Raw genomic sequence first — 18,003 nt, 5'->3', positions numbered from 1 at the left:
GCTCCATCGAAGCACAGATTTTCACATGTGATCTTGATTTTGGTTAGGTGGGAAAACAGAATCGTTGCCTGAGTCAGTTTGATCTACCGGAATACGCCAAAACAGGTTTCAGCCACTATGCATGACTGATGATCAGGCCAGAAAACACAATCATGCATCATAGCTTTCGTAAAAACTGAAGCCTATCCATCCAATTTGCCTCGAACCGCGTTGGCTACTTCCATGACATCGACCGGTTTTTGCAGAATGGTCAGGTCTTCGATATCGGTCAGTTTGTCATTATCTTGCATATAGGCCGTAGAAAGAATGATCGGCAGGTCCGGGCGAATAGCCCTTGCCGCTTTGATGAGGTCTTCCCCTCCCAATTCCGGCATCACCAGATCGGTCAGCAGCAAGTGATAGCGCTGAGGATCCATGGCGAAATCTGCAAGCGCGCTTTGGCTGGATGTAAAAGCCACTACCCGATAGCCAAGGCGGGTCAGCAAGCGGCGCATGACAAAAAGAACCTCTTCCTCATCATCAACCAAGAGAATCTGCTCATGACCACCAACAAGTTGGGCAGATTGTGTTTCCACCTGATCATCTGACTCGATCAACGGGAAATAGAGTGACATGATCGTGCCACCTTGCGGATTATTCTCGACCTCGACGCGACCATTCATGTCTTCCACCAGTGAGCGAACAACAGAGAGGCCAAGCCCCGTTCCCTTGCCAATTGGCTTGGTGGAATAAAAAGGGTCGAACACGCGTTCAACAATATGAGCTGGAATACCGGGACCGGTATCGATTACGGAGAGCTTTACAACGCCTTTGGCATGCTCTGGCAGTTTGCTCAAACCATGCTCCTCTTCCACTGTCATGCGAGAGAGCTCGAAAGTGATAGAGCCTGCCTTGCCACCAATCGCCTCAGCTGCATTGCGTGACAAATTCATCAGGATCTGATGAATCTGTGTCGGGTCTGCCATGATCGTGCATTCACCGGGCTTGCAAAGACGCTCAAAACCCAAGGAGATCGTATTTGCAATAGAGGCACGCAGAAGAACCAAAATTTCGTCGATCTGCTGCCCCAGATGCAAGCTTCTGGGACTTACAGGCTGCCGACGCGCAAAAGTCAGCAATTGTTTAACAAGGCTCTGAGCACGGCGGGCGGCTATTTCGATATGTTCCAGTTCCTCGGAATTGGCCGCCTGATCGGCATCCAGCAAAGCAATCTGCACATTGCCAAGAATGACCATCAGGATATTATTGAAATCATGGGCAATTCCACCAGCCAGAAGCCCAACGGCCTCCATCTTCTGGGCCTTGACCATATGCTGCTGAGCGGCTTTTTTTTCCGTGATATCCTCACCAATCCCAATGAAGTTGGTGACATTCCCATCTTCATCCTTCAGTGGCAGAATGGATGTTGAAGCCCAATAAAATGAGCCATCCTTCTTTCGGTTCTTGAAAATACCGCGCCATTCCTGTCCTGTATTAAGCCGCTGCCAGATAAGCTTATATGCTTCTTCGCTGGTATAGCCTGATTTCAGAATATTGGGATTATGTCCCACCAATTCCTGCTGATCATAACCCGTGAGCTCGCAGAATTTGCGGTTCACATATTCGATTTTGCCCTTTGTATCAGAGATGGCAATGGTGGTTGGACTTTGCTCTACCGCTCGCAGCAGTTTTTTCTCTGCTTCTTGCGCCTTTCTGCGGGCTGACAGCTCTTTTGAGAGTTGATCAGCAGATGCTGTGATGCGCTGAATAAGAAAATGCATCAAGCCGATCAGCAATGCCGCCAGAATGATCAACACAAACAACCCAATGAAAGCGTAACGAGTAAGCTGCTCTCCACGCGACAGAGCATTCACCAGATCCGAGATATTGTCTTGCCTCTCCTGCCACCAGATCGTCTCCAATGTGTTCAAACCTTGCAACGCAGCCGTGTCATTGACTTTTACTGCTTTATCCAGCCGTTCTGCATTCCACCCCTCTTGGGTGGCTTTCAGAACCACCGGAATTTTCAACTCATAACGCTTGACTGTACGCCTGATGGCAATCAAGGCCTTGATTTCTTCGGATGACGGATGAGAGGCAATATAGGCATCGATAGGTTGATACAGATCCTTGAATTCCTGGCGCAAACTCTGAATATAGATATCATCACGGCGCAATACATAATTCTTGAAATTATGGATCATGCCCCCATACCCAAAATGGCCACGAATCTGCGAAATCCAGACGCCCTTTTCCTCGGCCTGATGCGAAAAGGAAATCCAGCCGGACTTGATCTGCTCAAAGCGGGTGACAGTTCCCAGTGCCAGGAACAATGCTGTCAAAATGATGCCAGCCAGCAATCCACCAGCAAACAGTCCTACAGGTATCCCTTCCACACGTTCCGGGGCTTTGGAGAAAAATCGATGTAAGGACGAAAACATGATTGTTTCTCCGCTTTCTGAGCCTTGGTGCATATGGTCGGAAAAATGCGGCACCGGATTGATGATACACTCCATATACGTTTTTTGACGTATTTTATCCCCTCTCAAGCGGCTTGCGTTGATCGACATCAAGTCAGAATTTAGACCGCCTGATAAAATACCGCTCAACCGAGGGAAGAGCGACCATGACAACAGGCCATATATTGATCGTGGATGATGATCCACAGATCACATCTTTCTTGTCCAGATATTTGGAGAAGCAGCATTATCAGGTGAGCTGCACGGCCACAGCTGCTGAAATGGCGAAAGTATTGAACCAGCAGACTGTGGATCTTTGCATCCTTGATATCGGTCTTCCTGATCGTGACGGCTTCGATATTTTGCGTGACATGCGGACGGATTCCAACCTTCCTGTCATTGTACTTTCAGGGCGCGATGATCCATTTGATCGTGTCTTGGGGTTGGAGTTTGGTGCAGATGACTATGTCACCAAACCTTTTGAGGCTCGCGAGCTACTGGCACGCATCAAGACGGTTCTTCGTCGTTGTCGCCTGGAAGATGTCGCTGTCCGCCAGACCAGTGAAGGCACACCTATCTTGCAGTTCGATCAATTTGTCATGAATGCTCAGGAACGCACACTTCGCAATGCCATCAGTGGTAAAGACGTCAATCTCACCACGACCGAGTTTGAGTTGCTTCATGCCATGGTCAAGCATCCCCATAGTGTCCTGTCACGGGACCAACTACTGGATCTGGCACGAGGGCGGCAATGTTATGTAGGTGACCGTACCGTCGATGTTCATATCATGCGTCTTCGCAAGAAGATTGAACCTGATGCAGCCAATCCGACCTATGTGAAGACCATCCATGGCATTGGCTATTGTTTCACCGCCGATGTGATGCAGAGTAAAGTCGCACAAAAGCAAGCCAATGACGCGCCAATTCAGGTAAACCTTCGGGAAGAAGGGCGGTCATGTCCAGTTCCACCAAACGGCACTTCAAATTAATTGGCTGTGTGTGACACCAAAAGTCCAATATAAAAAGGGCTCCCCGAAAAGGAGCCCTTTTTCTGACATGCTCACCACTTTGTTTTGTCAGTCCAACTCCAGAGCATATTCTTATCCGAAAACTGCACACACTTTGCGGGAATATGCCCTAACCGTCACCCAACTTTGCGGATTTCGCAAAGGAAGGTTCCCAGCTCATCTTTCAGATGGGCCAGGTTTTTCTCCTGTTCAACCATCAGATTGGAAACAGCCAAAACTTTTTGAGCTGAAGAATCCGTTATCTTGGTCGCTTCATTCACCGAGGTGATGCCGATACTGACATCAGTCGTGCCTTTGGCTGCTTCATCAAGATTGGCTGCAATTTCCTTGGTTGCATCGCTTTGCTGCTCAACGGCTGCGGCAATTGCTGTCGAAATTTCGCTTACCCTTGCAATCGTTTTGCTTATCTCATCGTTAGCGCCTACGGCTCTTTGTGTTGCAGTTTGCAGGGATGAGATCTGTGAAGTAATTTCTTCTGTTGCGGCAGCGGTTTGCGCCGACAGATTTTTCACTTCTTGCGCCACAATCGCGAAACCACGACCAGCTTCTCCCGCACGGGCGGCTTCAATGGTTGCGTTCAAGGCCAGAAGGTTGGTCTGGGCAGCGATATCGGAAATCAGGGAAACCACATCTCCAATCTGGGAAGACGCAGTTGAGAGACCAAGGATTCCTTCACTCATATCTTGAGATTTCTGTACAGAAGCCTGTGCAATGCCAGCGGCTTCATTTACCTGGCGATTGATCTCGGAAATGGAGGTTGTCAATTCTTCCGTGGCTGCGGCTACCGATTGCATATTGGCCGATGCTTCCTCGGCTCCGGCAGCAACCACCAAAGCCTCGGATTGAGCATTCTTCGATGCAGTACCAACTTCGTCCGAAGACCCCTGTAAATCACCAATCATGCTGGACATCTGAGCTGTGATATTATTGAGATCATTTTCGAAACGATCTCCCATTTTGGTAAAATCATCATGCTTTTGCTTAATGGAGTAGGTCGCCTGATTGATACTTTGAGCTGCTTGTTGGAAATTCCCGACCATACCTTTTTCTGCAATCAGGCGAAAATGCTGGTTGCGAGAGACATAATCCAGGCAGGCTTTTGACTCCCTGATATAAGCATCAGTTCGATCGATCAGCAAGTTGATGGCATGCATCAACTCTGCCATGTCACCTTTGTCCGGAATATCGAGAATTCGTGCCTCGAAATCCCCACCAGCAACCGCCTGGCAAACCTGAATTGCCTTCTCGATTGCTGTTTTTGAAGTTAGAAACGACATCTTACCCACCCTTGCGATATTCCTCTGGAGCTATATTACCGGACTGCCAAGTGCCATGTTGCAGCCTCCAGAGACAATCCTTTACATTTAACCTTGTTCCGCCGACCACCACGACATGAACCCGTTCAACGGAAACCGCGACGACGACCTTGGCCGATCGTTGCCATAAACTCATCGTAACCGATCCCGAGTTCTTCCAACATTTTGCTTACGCGTTCTGCACCCGCCAGCATTCCTTGCTTGGCGTTACGATGGTCATTTTCCAAACGCTTCAGTTCGTCATAGAGAGGTACGATTTCCTTATCGAGTATGTTACGATCAGGCACTCTGCGATTGGAATGAAATCCAACCACTTGACCGCTCCTGTCCCAGCTTGGCGTGACATGAGCATAAACCCAGTAATGATCGCCATTTTTTGCCCGATTGTTGACATAGGCGAAAATTTCTTTGCCGGAGGTCAAACAATCCCAAAGCAGTTTAAAGATGCATCTTGGCATCTCCGGATGCCGGATCATGCTGTGCGGTTGCCCAAGAACTTCTTTTTCCTTGTAGCCCGACACATCCAGGAACACCTTGTTGGCATAAGTAATACGCCCCTTGAGGTCCGTTTTGCTGACAATTATGTCATCATCCTCAAAAAATCGCTCTATTCCAGTGAGCTCTGCTGCCTGCCCCATGTGATCATCCTACTGATGGTAACAATATCGTACACGGTGCCGCACCCCTGAAGCACCAGTCAGGAGAATGGTCACTCACTTGTCGTTAAAAGTTCATTAAAAGTAACTTTAAATTTCTCCGAACCCAGTATTAATCCAGTTGGTTTAAAACAAACAACATGAAATAATGGGTTAATTATTTATTAATTTAAAAGTATACTAAAATTTAAAATTTTGATACATATCAAAATAAAAATTAAAATCAACACATACTCTTAAATATTAAAATCATGCATTCAAACTGATTATATATATCATCTGTATATTTCTTATATATACATGATACAGGACATATATTATTGAATATTAGGCTATATTTGATATTCAAAATTTTGCGTATATTATTTTTTTTTGATTTATGCAGTGCAGCAAATAGAAAATTATTGGATCAAATCCATTTCATCCGTTACATATTGAAAAGGAAAGATTTTTCACTGGGTTCAAATGATGACAGCACCAAAACTGACTTTTAATCGTGATTTTAATCCTCGTTATGGTGAAGTTATTCAATTATTACACAATGTACGAAGAATTACCTGCAATAATCCCGGCCCTTTCACTTGGATGGGGACCAATACCTATATCCTTGGGGAAAAAGAAGTCGCCATTCTGGACCCAGGTCCAATGGATGAGGAGCATATCGCCAACCTAATCGCAGCTTGCAAAGGCGAAACTATCTCCAAGATATTGATTTCTCACACACATGCCGATCATTCACCCGGAGCAAGGTTGCTCCAAGAGAAGACTGGTGCGCCCATCTATGCGGAAGGTGGACATCGCCCTGCTCGTCCCTTGCATCTTGGCGAAGTAAACCCATTGGATGCTTCTGCAGATACTTCTCTTGAGATCGATGTCTATGTGAAAGACGGCGACCTTATCAAGGGAAATGGTTGGGAGTTGGAAGTGTTGCATACACCTGGCCACACTGCCAATCATCTGGCTTTTGCCTTTACCGATGGCAGCGGTCTATTTTCCGCTGATCATGTAATGGCTTGGTCAACATCAATCGTTGCTCCTCCTGATGGATCCATGCGCGATTATATGAAAAGTCTCGATAAATTGATGGCGCGCGAGGATGCGGTTTATTGGCCAGGTCATGGCGGAATTGTTGAGGATGTTGCTCCATTCCTTGCTTGCTTGAAAGCACATCGCCAAGGGCGTGAGAAGTCTGTGTTGGATCGTCTTACAGCCGGAGACGAAACAATCCCGGAGATGGTCTCTATCGTTTATCGCGATGTGGACAAGGCGCTGCATGGAGCTGCGGCTCTTTCCATGTTTGCGCATATTGAAGATCTGGTCGAACAAGGTCTGGTGAGCTGCAATCAGGAAAGTCCGTCGCTCTCTGCCAAATACAAACTTAACGATTGATCGCTCACCGGCGGTCTTAACCAATCTTCTGCGATGATTTGGGTGGCTGTTTTGGCTTTCTCCGTGGCAATGGCCCGCGCTTCAAACGTTCCTGACGCTCCAATTCTTCCAATTGCAATTGGTAAAGCTTCAAACCCTGACCCAATTTCGTATCCAGATCTGAATAGAAACTTCGGATACGTCTGGCATTCTGGCCAAAATCATGGTCACCCCATAGCGCAGCCGAACGCATATCTACCCGCGTCCCTTCATTGCCATCGTCCTGCAAACGAATAGCGGCAACATAGCGAAATCCGGTAACAATAGAACGGATACCAATTTCAAAATTGCCGTCAGCATTCTCTTCGCTTGGTACCTTTTCACCAAGAAGGGTCCAGCCATTTTCCTTGATGAGATCTCGCACCAAAAGATAGATCAATTGTGGGCTTTGCTCGATATCCTTACCCGCAAGCTCCGGGTAAGCTCTTGCTTGCTCTTCCCGCTCACCAATGCTCACAATATCGAGGCGATTGTCATAATCCTGACGTTCCTGCCATGCCATCTCAAACACTGGAGGATCCTCTGGATTGGTAGAAAGATCGGTAAAGGCCGGGCGGTTGAAATAATAAAATGCAACAACAAACGCAGGAACCAACACAACGAGGCCGCGCAGGAATGCCCCCCAAAGACGCCTCCCGCCCTTTTGGCCATCAAACCAAATAGCCGGAAAAGCCGCAATGCTCACCAAGAGTGACAAAAGTGCAAGCATGATGGCGGTCGCAAAGCAATATATCGCAATGGAAGGGTGCAGGCCGCCAAACCGCATCAACAAGAAGGAAATAAGGGCAACCGGGATAGACAAACGAGCCAGCCACAAGGCCCAGACTGCCAGTCTTGAAATATGAAATGAATAATGCCCGCTCATAAAGCTGACTGCCCCGCCTTGCTACTGTCTCGCTCCCAAGAAGCGCAGTTTAAGGATGTTGCCTGACAATCTCAATGCGGGCAACGGCCATATCACAACTATTCCGACCTAATACGAGGTGCAATTGCCGGTATCTTTCGAAACTGCGACGCAATGAACACTCTAGCGAGGAGTATCCAGCCACATCATTGTTGATCAGAAGGAAAACGATACTCTTTGAACTGCTGTCGCAGAGCTACTTTCTTGATTTTTCCAGTAGCGGTATGGGTAAGTTCATCCAGAACGTCTATATCATCGGGCTTCCACCATTTGGCAATTTTCCATCCATATAGGAGAAAACGTCTTCCTTGACGATATCCTGTCCATCCTATGGCACAAGGATCAGCAACGGTCGCTCATCCCATTTCGAATGTTTGACAGCAATCACTGCCATTCCGGCGACCGATGGCAATATTATACCAAGGCAGAGACTTGTTATCCTAATCGCCAATCTTCATTTTAATACCGAATGGATCGGTTCCAGCACTTTGCTTCACATCCAGCAATGCTTACCCGTCCAAATCTTGATGTTCCGGCTTCATGGAACCGACAGTGCCGAACAGGCTCATTTCCGTAATCCCTGGTCATGTATGACTTCCGCACCATAATCATCTCAGAAAGCTTGCGTCATGGACCTTGGCGGGCTGAACCACCGATAATCACGCGCTCCAGATCGGAAAGCATGAGGTCGTTTTCTTGCATGTGATTAATGAGCATCAACCAAACAGTGGGCAGCGCCCCGGAAAATGTGCATTTCTCTTCACTTGGCAATTGATAGAAGACATGAAATTTCCCAAGGATTAAAAGCAAAAAGGCTCCTCGCCAATTGGGAGGAGCCAGTTAACATCAATATTGTGAGCAGTTGTTTTCAGACTGCTCAATGATCAGATTCAAGCCAGCAAATCAAAGCGATCAGCATTCATGACCTTGGTCCAGGCGGCAACGAAATCACGCACGAACTTCTCTTTGTTGTCGTCCTGAGCGTAGACCTCTGCATAGGAGCGCAAGATCGAGTTGGATCCGAACACCAGATCAGCACTGGTCGCCTGCCATTTGACAGCGCCTGTTGCTCGCTCCCTCAACTCATAGGTGCCATCTTCAAGTGGATGCCAGCTATAGGCCATATCAGTCAGATTGACGAAGAAGTCCGTTGACAATGTGCCGACATTGTCGGTGAACACACCATAGCTGTTCCCGCCATGATTGGTGCCAAGAACACGCAAGCCACCGACCAACACGGTCATCTCCACTGCGGTCAGCCCTAGCAGTTGGGCACGATCAAGCATCATTTCCTCAGCGGAGACCGCGTAGGCTTTCTTCTGCCAGTTTCTGAAACCATCGGAGACTGGCTCCAGCACATCAAAGCTCTCTGCATCTGTCTGTTCGGCAGTTGCATCACCACGGCCCGGGGTGAAAGGTACATCAACCGAATGACCACCTGCCTTGATCGCCTGCTCAAGGCCAACATTCCCCGCAAGAACAATGACGTCGGCAATCGAGGCACCAGCCTCCGTAGCAATCGGTTCCAAGATGCTCAACACCTTCGCCAGACGATCTGGCTCGTTCCCGGCCCAATCTTTCTGAGGAGCCAAGCGGATCCGTGCACCATTGGCACCACCACGCATATCCGAGCCGCGATAGGTCCGCGCACTGTCCCATGCTGTGGCAATCATCTCGGCCGAGGTCAAACCACTTGCGGCGATCTTGGCCTTGAGAGCGGTAACATCATAACCATTACTGCCTGCAGGAATGACATCCTGCCAGATCAGATCTTCCTGTGGCACATCTGGACCGTAATAGTTGGCCTTGGGGCCCATATCGCGATGGGTCAGTTTGAACCATGCACGGGCAAAGACATCTGCAAAATATGCTGGGTCAGCCATAAATTTCTGGCAGATCTCATTGTAGATCGGGTCAACTTTCATAGCCATGTCGGCATCTGTCATCATTGGCATACGGGGCGTTGAACCATCACCCGCATCAACCGGCATTTCACTTTCTGGCATATCAACCGGTTTCCACTGATGCGCACCAGCAGGCGATTTTGTCAGCTCCCATTCATAATTGAACAGATAGTCGAAATAGCCCATATCAAACTTCAATGGTTCCTTGGACCATGCACCCTCAATGCCTGAGGTGAAGGCGTCAGACGCAGACCCCTTCTGGTCTGGATTTGCCCACCCAAAACCCTGTGCCTCATAGCCTGCAGCTTCTGGTTCGGCACCAATCTTGTCACCAGCCATGGCTCCATGACCTTTACCGACGGTGTGACCACCACAAGTCAGGGCAGCGGTTTCTTCGTCATTCATGGCCATCCGGGCAAATGTCTCACGGACATGCAGCGCAGTACGTGCCGGATCGGGATTTCCGTTGACGCCTTCGGGGTTCACATAGATCAGGCCCATATGCACAGCTGATAACGGATTCTCCAGCGTTGATGCATCATCCAGATCTTCATAACGATTTTCAGATGGAGCAAGCCATTCTTTCTCGCTGCCCCAATAAACGTCGGTCTCCGGACCCCAGATATCTTCACGACCAAAACCGAAGCCAAACGTTTTCAGCCCCATGGACTCATAAGCAATGGTGCCAGACAAAACGATCAGGTCTGCCCAGGAAAGTGCATTGCCATACTTTTTCTTGATAGGCCACAGCAGGCGACGCGCCTTGTCCAGACTTGCATTATCCGGCCAGGAATTCAAAGGTGCAAAACGGATATTACCCGAACCGCCACCACCTCGACCATCTTGAAGACGATAGGAGCCAGCAGAGTGCCAAGCGAGACGGATCATCAAACCACCATAATGGCCCCAGTCAGCTGGCCACCAATCCTGGCTATCAGTCATCAGGGCATGAACATCTGCTTTGACTGCCTCATAGTCGAGCCCCTTCACCGCTTTGCGGTGATTATAGTCCGGATCCATCGGATTGGTACGTGCACCACCTTGATGCAGGATGTCGAGATTGAGCGCATTGGGCCACCACTTTGTCACTGGTTTGTCCATTGAAGTGTTGCCACCGTGATTTACGGGGCATCCGCCGGTACGCGGCATTTGAGAGTGGTCCATTCAGGCCTCCTGATTGCTTGATACGGTCTGATCAAGATTGTTGTGGAGGTATGTTACCCAGCCATTTCAATAAATTCCAATCGCAAATACCGACCAAATCAATAAGAAAAAATTATGATAAATATTCTTGAGCTATTTGGCCATGTTTCAATGTCTGATACCTTTCAGAAATTTACATACGGATTGGTATGAATGAGGCCCCTCACCAAATGGTAGGGGCCTGAAACAAGAAGCATCGCGCGCAGGTAAATCAAGCAGCCCAGCGTCTGGTAGAATTTGCAACGCGCGCACCCAGAATTTCTGCGGTTTTATGGTCCGCAGTAGGTGGAGTGACATCCGCACCTTGATCGGCATTAGCCTGTGCCATCATTCCGATATATGAACCAATACGGTTGATGTCTTCAGCGCTCCCTTCGGAGCTGTTATTGCCAGGCATTTCACCAAGGCCGACCCAGACCATGCCGTGCTGTGCGGCAAAAACCGACATCTGAACCAAGGTATTCAGTTTATCGCCGGACTGGGAGGCAGAGATCGTGAAACCAGCCGCAATCTTGTCTTTCCAGCCCTGGTTCATCCATACTTTGGAGCTTTCATCCATGAAGGTTTTGAACTGAGCGGATACGGATCCCATATAGGTCGGGCTACCAAAGATGATGGCATCTGCTTTTTCCAACAGATCCCAATCTTTGTTCTCATCATCGGCTTTTACCAGATGTGCATTCACACCAGCATCCTTTGCGCCTTTCAGGACGGATTGTGCCAGCACTTCGGTGTGGCCGTAGCCAGAATGATATACGATAGCGACGGTTGGGGCAGAATTCTCGGACATCGGAACTTCCTCTAAATTTTGACTTGAATTAGCAATCGCGGGGTCAAAATCCGCTTGTTGTCTGCCCTCATAGATACATATTGAAATCATGCATTCAAATGCATTATAATCATATTTATTATGCAGAATTTCGATCATTTATCATTGGACGGACGATCGCTTCATATGCTCAAACTCATCCATGAGCATCGCTCCGTTACTGTTGCAGCCCGACAAATGGGTGTGAACCAGTCCACCGTCAGCCATTCTCTGGAGCGATTGCGCGGTTTACTTGGTGATCCTTTGTTTCTCAAGGTTGGCCGCGCCATGGTGCCCACCGAACGCATGGATGGAATGATTGATGAAGTGAGCCATGTGCTGGCATCTCTGCAATCCCTTCATGACAAGAGCAGTTTTGATCCTTCCCTCTCCAATCATCGCTTCGCCGTCATGGGCAATGACTTTGAACATGACATGTTCGTTCCATCCATCTATCAAGCTCTTCGCGAACAAGCTCCCAATGCGACGATGCGCACCCATGTCTTTCAGGAATTCAGTCTGGATTGTTTGAAAGAGGGTATGGCTGATATCGCACTGTGCCCTCTGAAGGATTATGAGAGCCCGGATATTGTCGCGACCACCATCACCACTGATCGGATGGTCACCTTCTATGATCCGACCATGAGGGAGGCTCCCAAAGATGTTCACGAATATGCCGACGGGCATCATGGCATTCTGGCACTATCGAATGATGAAACGACCGCCATTGACATAACCCTTCGCAAAGAAGGGCTGGAGCGGCATGTTTCATATTGCGCGCCGAGCTTTGGCTCGGTTGCCAATGTTGCCAGAGGAACCGACATGCTGGCAACAGCACCCTCTCGTCTTGCCTATACCGTCTTTCGGGACTTTGACTGGGTGGAGGTTCCCATCGCGCTGACACCGATGGATTTTCATATGGTCTGGCATGTAAGGAATCGCCATTCACCACGGCATAGATGGTTCCGGGAGCTGGTCAAACAAGTCGCAAAAGATTTGCCGTGTTGCTATAAGCAACCCGTCACTCAAAGTGGCAAGGACGGACGTGCCTGTGGTGCGGAGACTGGCAATGGCAGCCCAAGCATGAGCGGCAAATCTGCAAGGCTGGAAATCACCTGATCTGCTTCAGCCAGCAACTCATCTGAACTGGCAGCGCCTGTTGGCAAGGCTAAAGTCATTGCTCCAGCGGCTTTGCCTGCATGCACATCATGCAGACTGTCACCAATCATCAATACGTCGCCGGGTTCAATCTGCAATTGATCCGCAAAGGCCAGAACCTGTCCGGCTTCGGGTTTTGCCCCATAACCAGAATCATATCCGATGACGGCAAAGAAGTGATCTTCATATCCCAAATGCGCCATTTGCCGGCGAGCGCTGCTCTCTGTTCCATTGGTGGCGATTCCCATGGGAATACCCGCGTGCTTCAAGGCATCAAGTGCCTGTGACGCCCCGGGCAGAAAGGTTGGCGACACATCGCAATATTTCAACGAAAGATCAGTGAAATCTCGCATGAAGTCTTCGCCATAAGGACGTTCGCAAATCTCTGCCCAGCGAGCACAATAATCTGATGGTGCGCCGGTCAACAAACGAGATCTCATATCAAATTTGCGACTATCCATGAAGTAACCGGAATAGTCTGCCAGAGTCTGAATCTTACTTTCGTCCCCACCAGCCATATCACGAATAATGAAATAGAAGGCACCTGCCCATGTTGCTTGTAGATCCAGCAGGGTTCCGTCCCGATCAAACAGAACCGCTTTGATAGTATCGCTCACTGGCATGGGAGAAGCTCGTGGAAACAGGTTTGGAGGAATTCGACTGAAATTTAGGCCTCAGGCCCGATTGGAGCAAGCGTTATTTCGCCCGCTTCAATCTTCTTGCCATTCACAAGCAAATGATCAAGCAGATCAAATAGCATCTGTTGTTGTTGTTCATTCAACCCGGTCATCATGGCCTGGTTGAATTGCTGTAAATATTCCTTGAGATAGGATAGAGACCGTCCCTTCTCGGTCAGGAAAACCCTTACCTCGCGACGATCCGCCGGAGACGCGCATCGCTCAACCAGGTCCTTGGCTTCCATTCGATCCAGAATTCGAGATAGGGCTGGCTGGCCATTGTTACAATAATCGGCCAGATGCGTAATTTTCAAACCATTGGAACGCCAAAGTGCTGTCAAAACAACCCATTGCGGCAACGTCAAATCATGACGCGCGAGGTTGCTTTCTGCCAATTGATTGATGAAGCGAGTTGCGCGATTGAGCCTGCTGCCAAGAGAATGTGGGGGTGAAGGAGGAGATTGCGGCAAGCTTTCCTGCTTCTGACCATCGCAAGGCAGTATTTGGGTGGGTGTGGTTTGCTTGGCCATACACTCTCCTGATTGTGACTATTGCCTGCCCAGGCAGGCAAATCAAATTGCACCAGTTCGTAGCGAATATCAAATGACGTTCTCTTCACGTTTGCGGATGCCAGATATCTAGCTCCTTAACGGCACATGCCCGGCTATCTACTGCAAGAGAAATACATTTTGATACGATTGGTTACAATTGCATTCCTTGACAATAATTTACATGTAACAAATAATTCAAGTAACTTTCTGCTCATCTGAATTGCATCCTAGCGACAGCAAGAATGGATAATTGCTCCCGTTGGGCCCCATCACCAAGCATCTATACTTCAAGAACAGGACCAACCATGACTGCCTCTCCAAACCGCTATTCCAAAGCTACAATCCTTCTGCACTGGCTTGCCGCTCTACTTATCATTGGCCTGATTGTTGTCGGCCAGATGATGGAAGACATGCAGGGATCCGAAAAACTGCAGTTGCTCGATTTGCATCGCAAGATCGGACTGCTCACCGGTGTTATTTTTCTGGCTCGCCTGGTCTTTTTCTTCCTACATGCACGGCCTGAAGCAGATCCAGTCTGGCCACCCTTGCAGGCCAAATTCGCCAAGCTGATCCACCTGCTGCTCTATATTCTGCCCATTGTGATGGTTGCCAGCGGTATGGCATCCATGATGCTTTTTGGCCTCGGTGAATATGTCGATAGCGGCGATTATGCCGGATATTCGACAGCAGCAGAAAGTGTAAAGCCTCTAATAGTCCATGGTATCGGATCCAAATTACTCGTAGCCAGTATTGTTCTGCATGTTGTTGGTACGATTTATCACCATTTCATCAAGAAGGACGGGATTATGGATCGCATGTCATTGCTCAGATCTCGATAGGTGCTGCTCTTGTCTTTTGTTCCCTTCCCGAGATCAGAAGAACCGCAGCATATCGCCCCGGCAACCAACCAACTGGTCCGGTCAGTTGCCGGGGTATTTTTTGGACAATTGCAGCGCATTTGCAAATGAGTCATACTCAGTTCGAAATAACCATAATATAAGGATTAATACCTGCTTAAGCGTAGATTAACCTAAGTATAGTTCCATGCAATGTAAGGCATTTTTGACCAATTCACCTTTGATCAAGGACTGGCTAATGGATACTTTGTTTGCGACATTCGGATCGGGCAATTGCTTCAAGGCACATTTGATAATGGAGCAATTATCAATCCCCCACGAATTGCACTGGATCGATGTGCTGAAAGGAGAACAAAAAGCCCCTTCCTTTCTGGAGCTGAATCCGAATGGTACTGTTCCCTTCCTGCTCACATCCGAGGGCAAAGGCATCACAGAATCCAATGCAATGCTTTGGTATCTGGCGAAAGGCAGCGCTCTTTTTCCTGAAACAGGCATGAGCGAAGCTGAAACCATTCAATGGATGATTTTTGAGCAAACCAAACTTGAACCATTCATTTCTCCAGCCCGTTTCTTCTCGGTTATTCTACCCCAGCGCAAAGAGGAGATGGCATCGCAAATTGCTGAATGGCAAGAGCGTGCTGCAATTGGTATGGAGCGGCTGAATGCTCATCTTTCCACACGATCATTCATGATCGAGAACCGTTACACCATCGCCGATATCGCCATTTTTGGCTATGTCCATGTTGCTGACGAAGCTGGCCTTGATTTCGGCTGCTATCCTGCTGTTGGTCAATGGATTGAGCGGGTTGAGAACCAATCTGGTTATCAGCATATTCTTTCCTACAAACCCGCCGCCTAACAAGTTTTTTGGATTTTTTGGTTTTTCGGTTTCATATGAGCGACATCTGCCCAACTGCCTGCTGCATCAAAGATGATGCTTTCAATATCCAGAGTGTTTTGAATTTGACGACACCATTATGGGTTTTCGATATCGATCATTCTCATGTGGTATGGGCCAACGACGCCGCAGTGGAACTGTGGCATGCAGACAATCAGGAAGATCTCTACAAACGTGATATGGGAGCGGATATGTCTGCTTCCATCGCCGAGCGATTACGTCAATATCAATCCGACTTCATTGCCGATAAAAAGACATTCAGCGAAGTCTGGACGCTCTATCCAAACGGTCATCCTCATACCTATCGGGTGATGTTCCGCGGTTATGTCATGTCTGATGGCCGTATGGGCATGCTGTGTGAAGCCAAGGCCGAAGAACAGGAAACACCGGAGAGACTGCGCTCGGCGGAAGCCCTGAATCACATTCCAATCGCTATCTCGCTCTTCAGCAAGGAAGGCATTCCACTCTATACCAATGCTGCTGCCAGAAGCATTTATGGCAGTTCCACTATACCTCTGAAAGAACGCTTCGTAGATCAATCCACCCATACAGATCTTGTTGCACAACTTGAACGAAAACAGAATGCCACCCTGATTTCACAGGTCTGGACCGAACAAGGCATACGCTGGCATGAGATCTCAGCTCGCAACTGTCATGATGCTGTGAGCGGCAATCCGGCCTATATCTTGTCCGAGGTTGATGTAACCGAGCTGAAGGATAATGAACATAAGGTTCGGTATCTGGCACACCACGACACATTAACCGGGCTTTATAACCGGAATTATGTTCAGCTCGCCTTCCCGGAATTGCTTTCGAGCGCCAAACAGTCAAATCTCGATATGGCCATGATGTTGATTGATCTGGACAAGTTCAAGACCATCAATGACACATTGGGGCATGCTTCGGGTGATCAATTATTGATGCATGTGTCTCAAATTCTGGAACAACAAGTCGGGAGCGCTGGCCATATCGCCCGTCTTGGCGGAGATGAATTCATCATCCTCATTCCAATGAGAGACAAAAACGAGCTCAATCAATTGTGCCATCATCTGTTGAAAGCCATCGCTACAGACTGCCATATCGAAGACCACCGACTGAGTTCCAAAGCTTCTATCGGCGTCAGCCTCTTTCCGGAACATGGCGATGATCTCGCAACATTGATGAAACATGCCGATCTGGCCTTGTATGATTCCAAAGACAGAGGACGGAATACATTCTCCTTCTTTCGTCCAGCCTTACAGATGGCGGTCTTGAAACAACGTTCATTGGAACGCGATCTCATTCAAGCAACCCAGCGCAAGGAGTTTCTCCTGCATTACCAGCCACGTGTTTGCTGTCGGACCAACGAAGTCAGGAGTATAGAAGCTCTTTTGAGGTGGAATCATCCCAATCGTGGCGTCCTGTTGCCCGGGCATTTTGTCGATACGCTGGAAGAAACGGGACTAATCCACGATGTAGGAACCTGGGTTGCCGAGCAAGTCGGTCACGATCAGCGCACCCTCACGCGGGCAGGCTTTGATATACCTGTTTCTATCAATGTTTCCCCCAAACAATTTGATGATCACGACCTTTGTCATGAATTGGTCGCTGCGCTTGCACAATCCAATTGCCCCACCGACCGCATCGAACTGGAGATCACCGAGAGCATGCTCATGGGTGACAAACGCAATGCCAAGGCTACCCTGTCCAAACTGAGGGCTGAAGGCTTCTCCATTTCGATTGACGACTTTGGAACTGGTTATTCGAATCTTGCCTATATCCAGGACTATCCGATTTCATGCCTGAAAATTGATCGCTCTTTCATCAATGCTATCGATAAGCAGGCACCTGTGGTGAATCTGGTGCTATCACTTTGCCGTCTGACGGATATCACAGCCATTGCTGAAGGTGTGGAGACACCGGAACAATTGCAATGGCTGGAAGAGAACAAATGTGATCAATACCAGGGTTTTATATTCTCTCGGCCTATACCTCTGATGGAGATGGAAAAACTCCTGCAAGATCCTCCCAATTTGCTCTATCCTCATCGTCAGGAAAACGAGGATTGTGCCCATAGTCTCAAGGCGGCCATTGAAACTCCGAACGATCCTGCGATCGAGCTCTATCAATCGCGAAAATAGACACGTTCCGCTTCAACGCAAAAAAGCTGGCCTGAGCCAGCTTTTCTTTTTGATAAC

Annotated in this window: 15 protein-coding genes; 6 read left to right on the top strand and 9 right to left on the bottom strand. The window is 48.5% G+C overall.

Going from position 1 to position 18,003, the window contains the following annotated elements:
* Positions 1-182: 182 nt before the first annotated feature.
* On the bottom strand, positions 183-2,420 hold the full coding sequence (locus CRO57_RS02140; protein WP_170955915.1) for a hybrid sensor histidine kinase/response regulator: 2,238 nt from the start codon (positions 2,418-2,420) through the stop codon (positions 183-185).
* 185 nt (positions 2,421-2,605) lie between these two features.
* Between CRO57_RS02140 and CRO57_RS02135 the strand changes: the two genes are divergently transcribed.
* The gene (locus CRO57_RS02135) at positions 2,606-3,427 is read left to right on the top strand and encodes a response regulator (RefSeq protein ID WP_097151750.1); all 822 of its coding nucleotides are present in this window, start codon (positions 2,606-2,608) and stop codon (positions 3,425-3,427) included.
* A 155-nt stretch (positions 3,428-3,582) separates the two neighbouring features.
* Here the strand turns inward: CRO57_RS02135 and CRO57_RS02130 are convergent, their stop codons facing one another.
* A complete protein-coding gene (locus CRO57_RS02130) occupies positions 3,583-4,743 on the bottom strand; it encodes a methyl-accepting chemotaxis protein (protein ID WP_097151749.1) in 1,161 nt (386 codons plus the stop codon).
* 125 nt (positions 4,744-4,868) lie between these two features.
* Positions 4,869-5,420, bottom strand: a complete 552-nt coding sequence (locus CRO57_RS02125; RefSeq protein ID WP_097151748.1) for a PAS domain-containing protein — start codon at positions 5,418-5,420, stop codon at positions 4,869-4,871.
* A 486-nt stretch (positions 5,421-5,906) separates the two neighbouring features.
* Between CRO57_RS02125 and CRO57_RS02120 the strand changes: the two genes are divergently transcribed.
* Complete coding sequence (locus tag CRO57_RS02120) at positions 5,907-6,827, top strand: MBL fold metallo-hydrolase (protein WP_097153149.1); 921 nt, start codon at positions 5,907-5,909, stop codon at positions 6,825-6,827.
* Positions 6,828-6,843: 16 nt separating this feature from the next.
* Here the strand turns inward: CRO57_RS02120 and CRO57_RS02115 are convergent, their stop codons facing one another.
* From CRO57_RS02115 to CRO57_RS02100, 4 genes are all read right to left on the bottom strand, one after another.
* Positions 6,844-7,731 carry a DUF1499 domain-containing protein gene (locus CRO57_RS02115; protein ID WP_097151747.1) on the bottom strand — a complete coding sequence of 296 codons (888 nt, stop codon included), beginning with the start codon at positions 7,729-7,731 and terminating at the stop codon, positions 6,844-6,846.
* Between the two features lie 666 nt (positions 7,732-8,397).
* Positions 8,398-8,580 (bottom strand): hypothetical protein, encoded by a 183-nt coding sequence (locus tag CRO57_RS02110; protein ID WP_097151746.1) that lies wholly within the window; start codon positions 8,578-8,580, stop codon positions 8,398-8,400.
* 80 nt (positions 8,581-8,660) lie between these two features.
* Complete coding sequence (gene katG / locus CRO57_RS02105; protein ID WP_097151745.1) at positions 8,661-10,838, bottom strand: catalase/peroxidase HPI; 2,178 nt, start codon at positions 10,836-10,838, stop codon at positions 8,661-8,663.
* Between the two features lie 250 nt (positions 10,839-11,088).
* Entirely contained in the window at positions 11,089-11,667 is a 579-nt protein-coding gene (locus tag CRO57_RS02100) for a flavodoxin family protein (RefSeq protein ID WP_097153148.1), read from the bottom strand.
* 165 nt (positions 11,668-11,832) lie between these two features.
* Here CRO57_RS02100 and CRO57_RS02095 point away from each other — a divergent pair, with 165 nt between their 5' ends.
* Complete coding sequence (locus tag CRO57_RS02095; RefSeq protein WP_170955914.1) at positions 11,833-12,804, top strand: LysR family transcriptional regulator; 972 nt, start codon at positions 11,833-11,835, stop codon at positions 12,802-12,804.
* On the opposite strand, the gene CRO57_RS02090 is transcribed toward CRO57_RS02095, so the two are convergent.
* Both CRO57_RS02090 and CRO57_RS02085 read right to left on the bottom strand, forming a co-directional pair.
* Positions 12,711-13,466, bottom strand: a complete 756-nt coding sequence (locus CRO57_RS02090) for an HAD family hydrolase (RefSeq protein WP_097151743.1) — start codon at positions 13,464-13,466, stop codon at positions 12,711-12,713. The genes CRO57_RS02095 and CRO57_RS02090 overlap by 94 nt on opposite strands.
* 44 nt (positions 13,467-13,510) lie before the next feature.
* Positions 13,511-14,050 carry a MarR family winged helix-turn-helix transcriptional regulator gene (locus CRO57_RS02085; RefSeq protein WP_097151742.1) on the bottom strand — a complete coding sequence of 180 codons (540 nt, stop codon included), beginning with the start codon at positions 14,048-14,050 and terminating at the stop codon, positions 13,511-13,513.
* A gap of 326 nt (positions 14,051-14,376) precedes the next feature.
* Here CRO57_RS02085 and CRO57_RS02080 point away from each other — a divergent pair, with 326 nt between their 5' ends.
* The 3 genes from CRO57_RS02080 to CRO57_RS02070 all read left to right on the top strand — a co-directional run bounded on the left by CRO57_RS02080 (position 14,377) and on the right by CRO57_RS02070 (position 17,946).
* Positions 14,377-14,910: a cytochrome b gene (locus CRO57_RS02080; protein WP_170955913.1), complete on the top strand. Its 534-nt coding sequence runs from the start codon at positions 14,377-14,379 to the stop codon at positions 14,908-14,910.
* A gap of 256 nt (positions 14,911-15,166) precedes the next feature.
* Positions 15,167-15,787, top strand: coding sequence for a glutathione S-transferase family protein (locus tag CRO57_RS02075; protein ID WP_170955912.1), 621 nt, complete (start codon positions 15,167-15,169; stop codon positions 15,785-15,787).
* A gap of 35 nt (positions 15,788-15,822) precedes the next feature.
* Positions 15,823-17,946, top strand: coding sequence for a putative bifunctional diguanylate cyclase/phosphodiesterase (locus CRO57_RS02070; protein WP_097151739.1), 2,124 nt, complete (start codon positions 15,823-15,825; stop codon positions 17,944-17,946).
* Positions 17,947-18,003 lie beyond the last annotated feature (57 nt).

The sequence above is a fragment of the Cohaesibacter gelatinilyticus genome (assembly GCF_900215605.1).
In the GTDB taxonomy this organism is placed as follows: domain Bacteria; phylum Pseudomonadota; class Alphaproteobacteria; order Rhizobiales; family Cohaesibacteraceae; genus Cohaesibacter; species Cohaesibacter gelatinilyticus.
Note: the sequence above shows the minus strand (reverse complement) of the source record. Positions and strands in the feature narration are given on the sequence as shown.

Bases quoted from the DNA above. Each gene is read 5' to 3' on its own strand.
- CRO57_RS02095 (WP_170955914.1), top strand. From the start codon at position 11,833: ATGCTCAAACTCATCCATGAGCATCGCTCCGTTACTGTTGCAGCCCGA.
- CRO57_RS02130 (WP_097151749.1), bottom strand. From the start codon at position 4,743: ATGTCGTTTCTAACTTCAAAAACAGCAATCGAGAAGGCAATTCAGGTT.
- CRO57_RS02075 (WP_170955912.1), top strand. From the start codon at position 15,167: ATGGATACTTTGTTTGCGACATTCGGATCGGGCAATTGCTTCAAGGCA.
- katG (WP_097151745.1), bottom strand. From the start codon at position 10,838: ATGGACCACTCTCAAATGCCGCGTACCGGCGGATGCCCCGTAAATCAC.
- CRO57_RS02140 (WP_170955915.1), bottom strand. From the start codon at position 2,420: ATGTTTTCGTCCTTACATCGATTTTTCTCCAAAGCCCCGGAACGTGTG.
- CRO57_RS02085 (WP_097151742.1), bottom strand. From the start codon at position 14,050: ATGGCCAAGCAAACCACACCCACCCAAATACTGCCTTGCGATGGTCAG.
- CRO57_RS02100 (WP_097153148.1), bottom strand. From the start codon at position 11,667: ATGTCCGAGAATTCTGCCCCAACCGTCGCTATCGTATATCATTCTGGC.
- CRO57_RS02080 (WP_170955913.1), top strand. From the start codon at position 14,377: ATGACTGCCTCTCCAAACCGCTATTCCAAAGCTACAATCCTTCTGCAC.
- CRO57_RS02115 (WP_097151747.1), bottom strand. From the start codon at position 7,731: ATGAGCGGGCATTATTCATTTCATATTTCAAGACTGGCAGTCTGGGCC.
- CRO57_RS02090 (WP_097151743.1), bottom strand. From the start codon at position 13,466: ATGCCAGTGAGCGATACTATCAAAGCGGTTCTGTTTGATCGGGACGGA.
- CRO57_RS02070 (WP_097151739.1), top strand. From the start codon at position 15,823: ATGAGCGACATCTGCCCAACTGCCTGCTGCATCAAAGATGATGCTTTC.
- CRO57_RS02135 (WP_097151750.1), top strand. From the start codon at position 2,606: ATGACAACAGGCCATATATTGATCGTGGATGATGATCCACAGATCACA.
- CRO57_RS02125 (WP_097151748.1), bottom strand. From the start codon at position 5,420: ATGGGGCAGGCAGCAGAGCTCACTGGAATAGAGCGATTTTTTGAGGAT.
- CRO57_RS02120 (WP_097153149.1), top strand. From the start codon at position 5,907: ATGACAGCACCAAAACTGACTTTTAATCGTGATTTTAATCCTCGTTAT.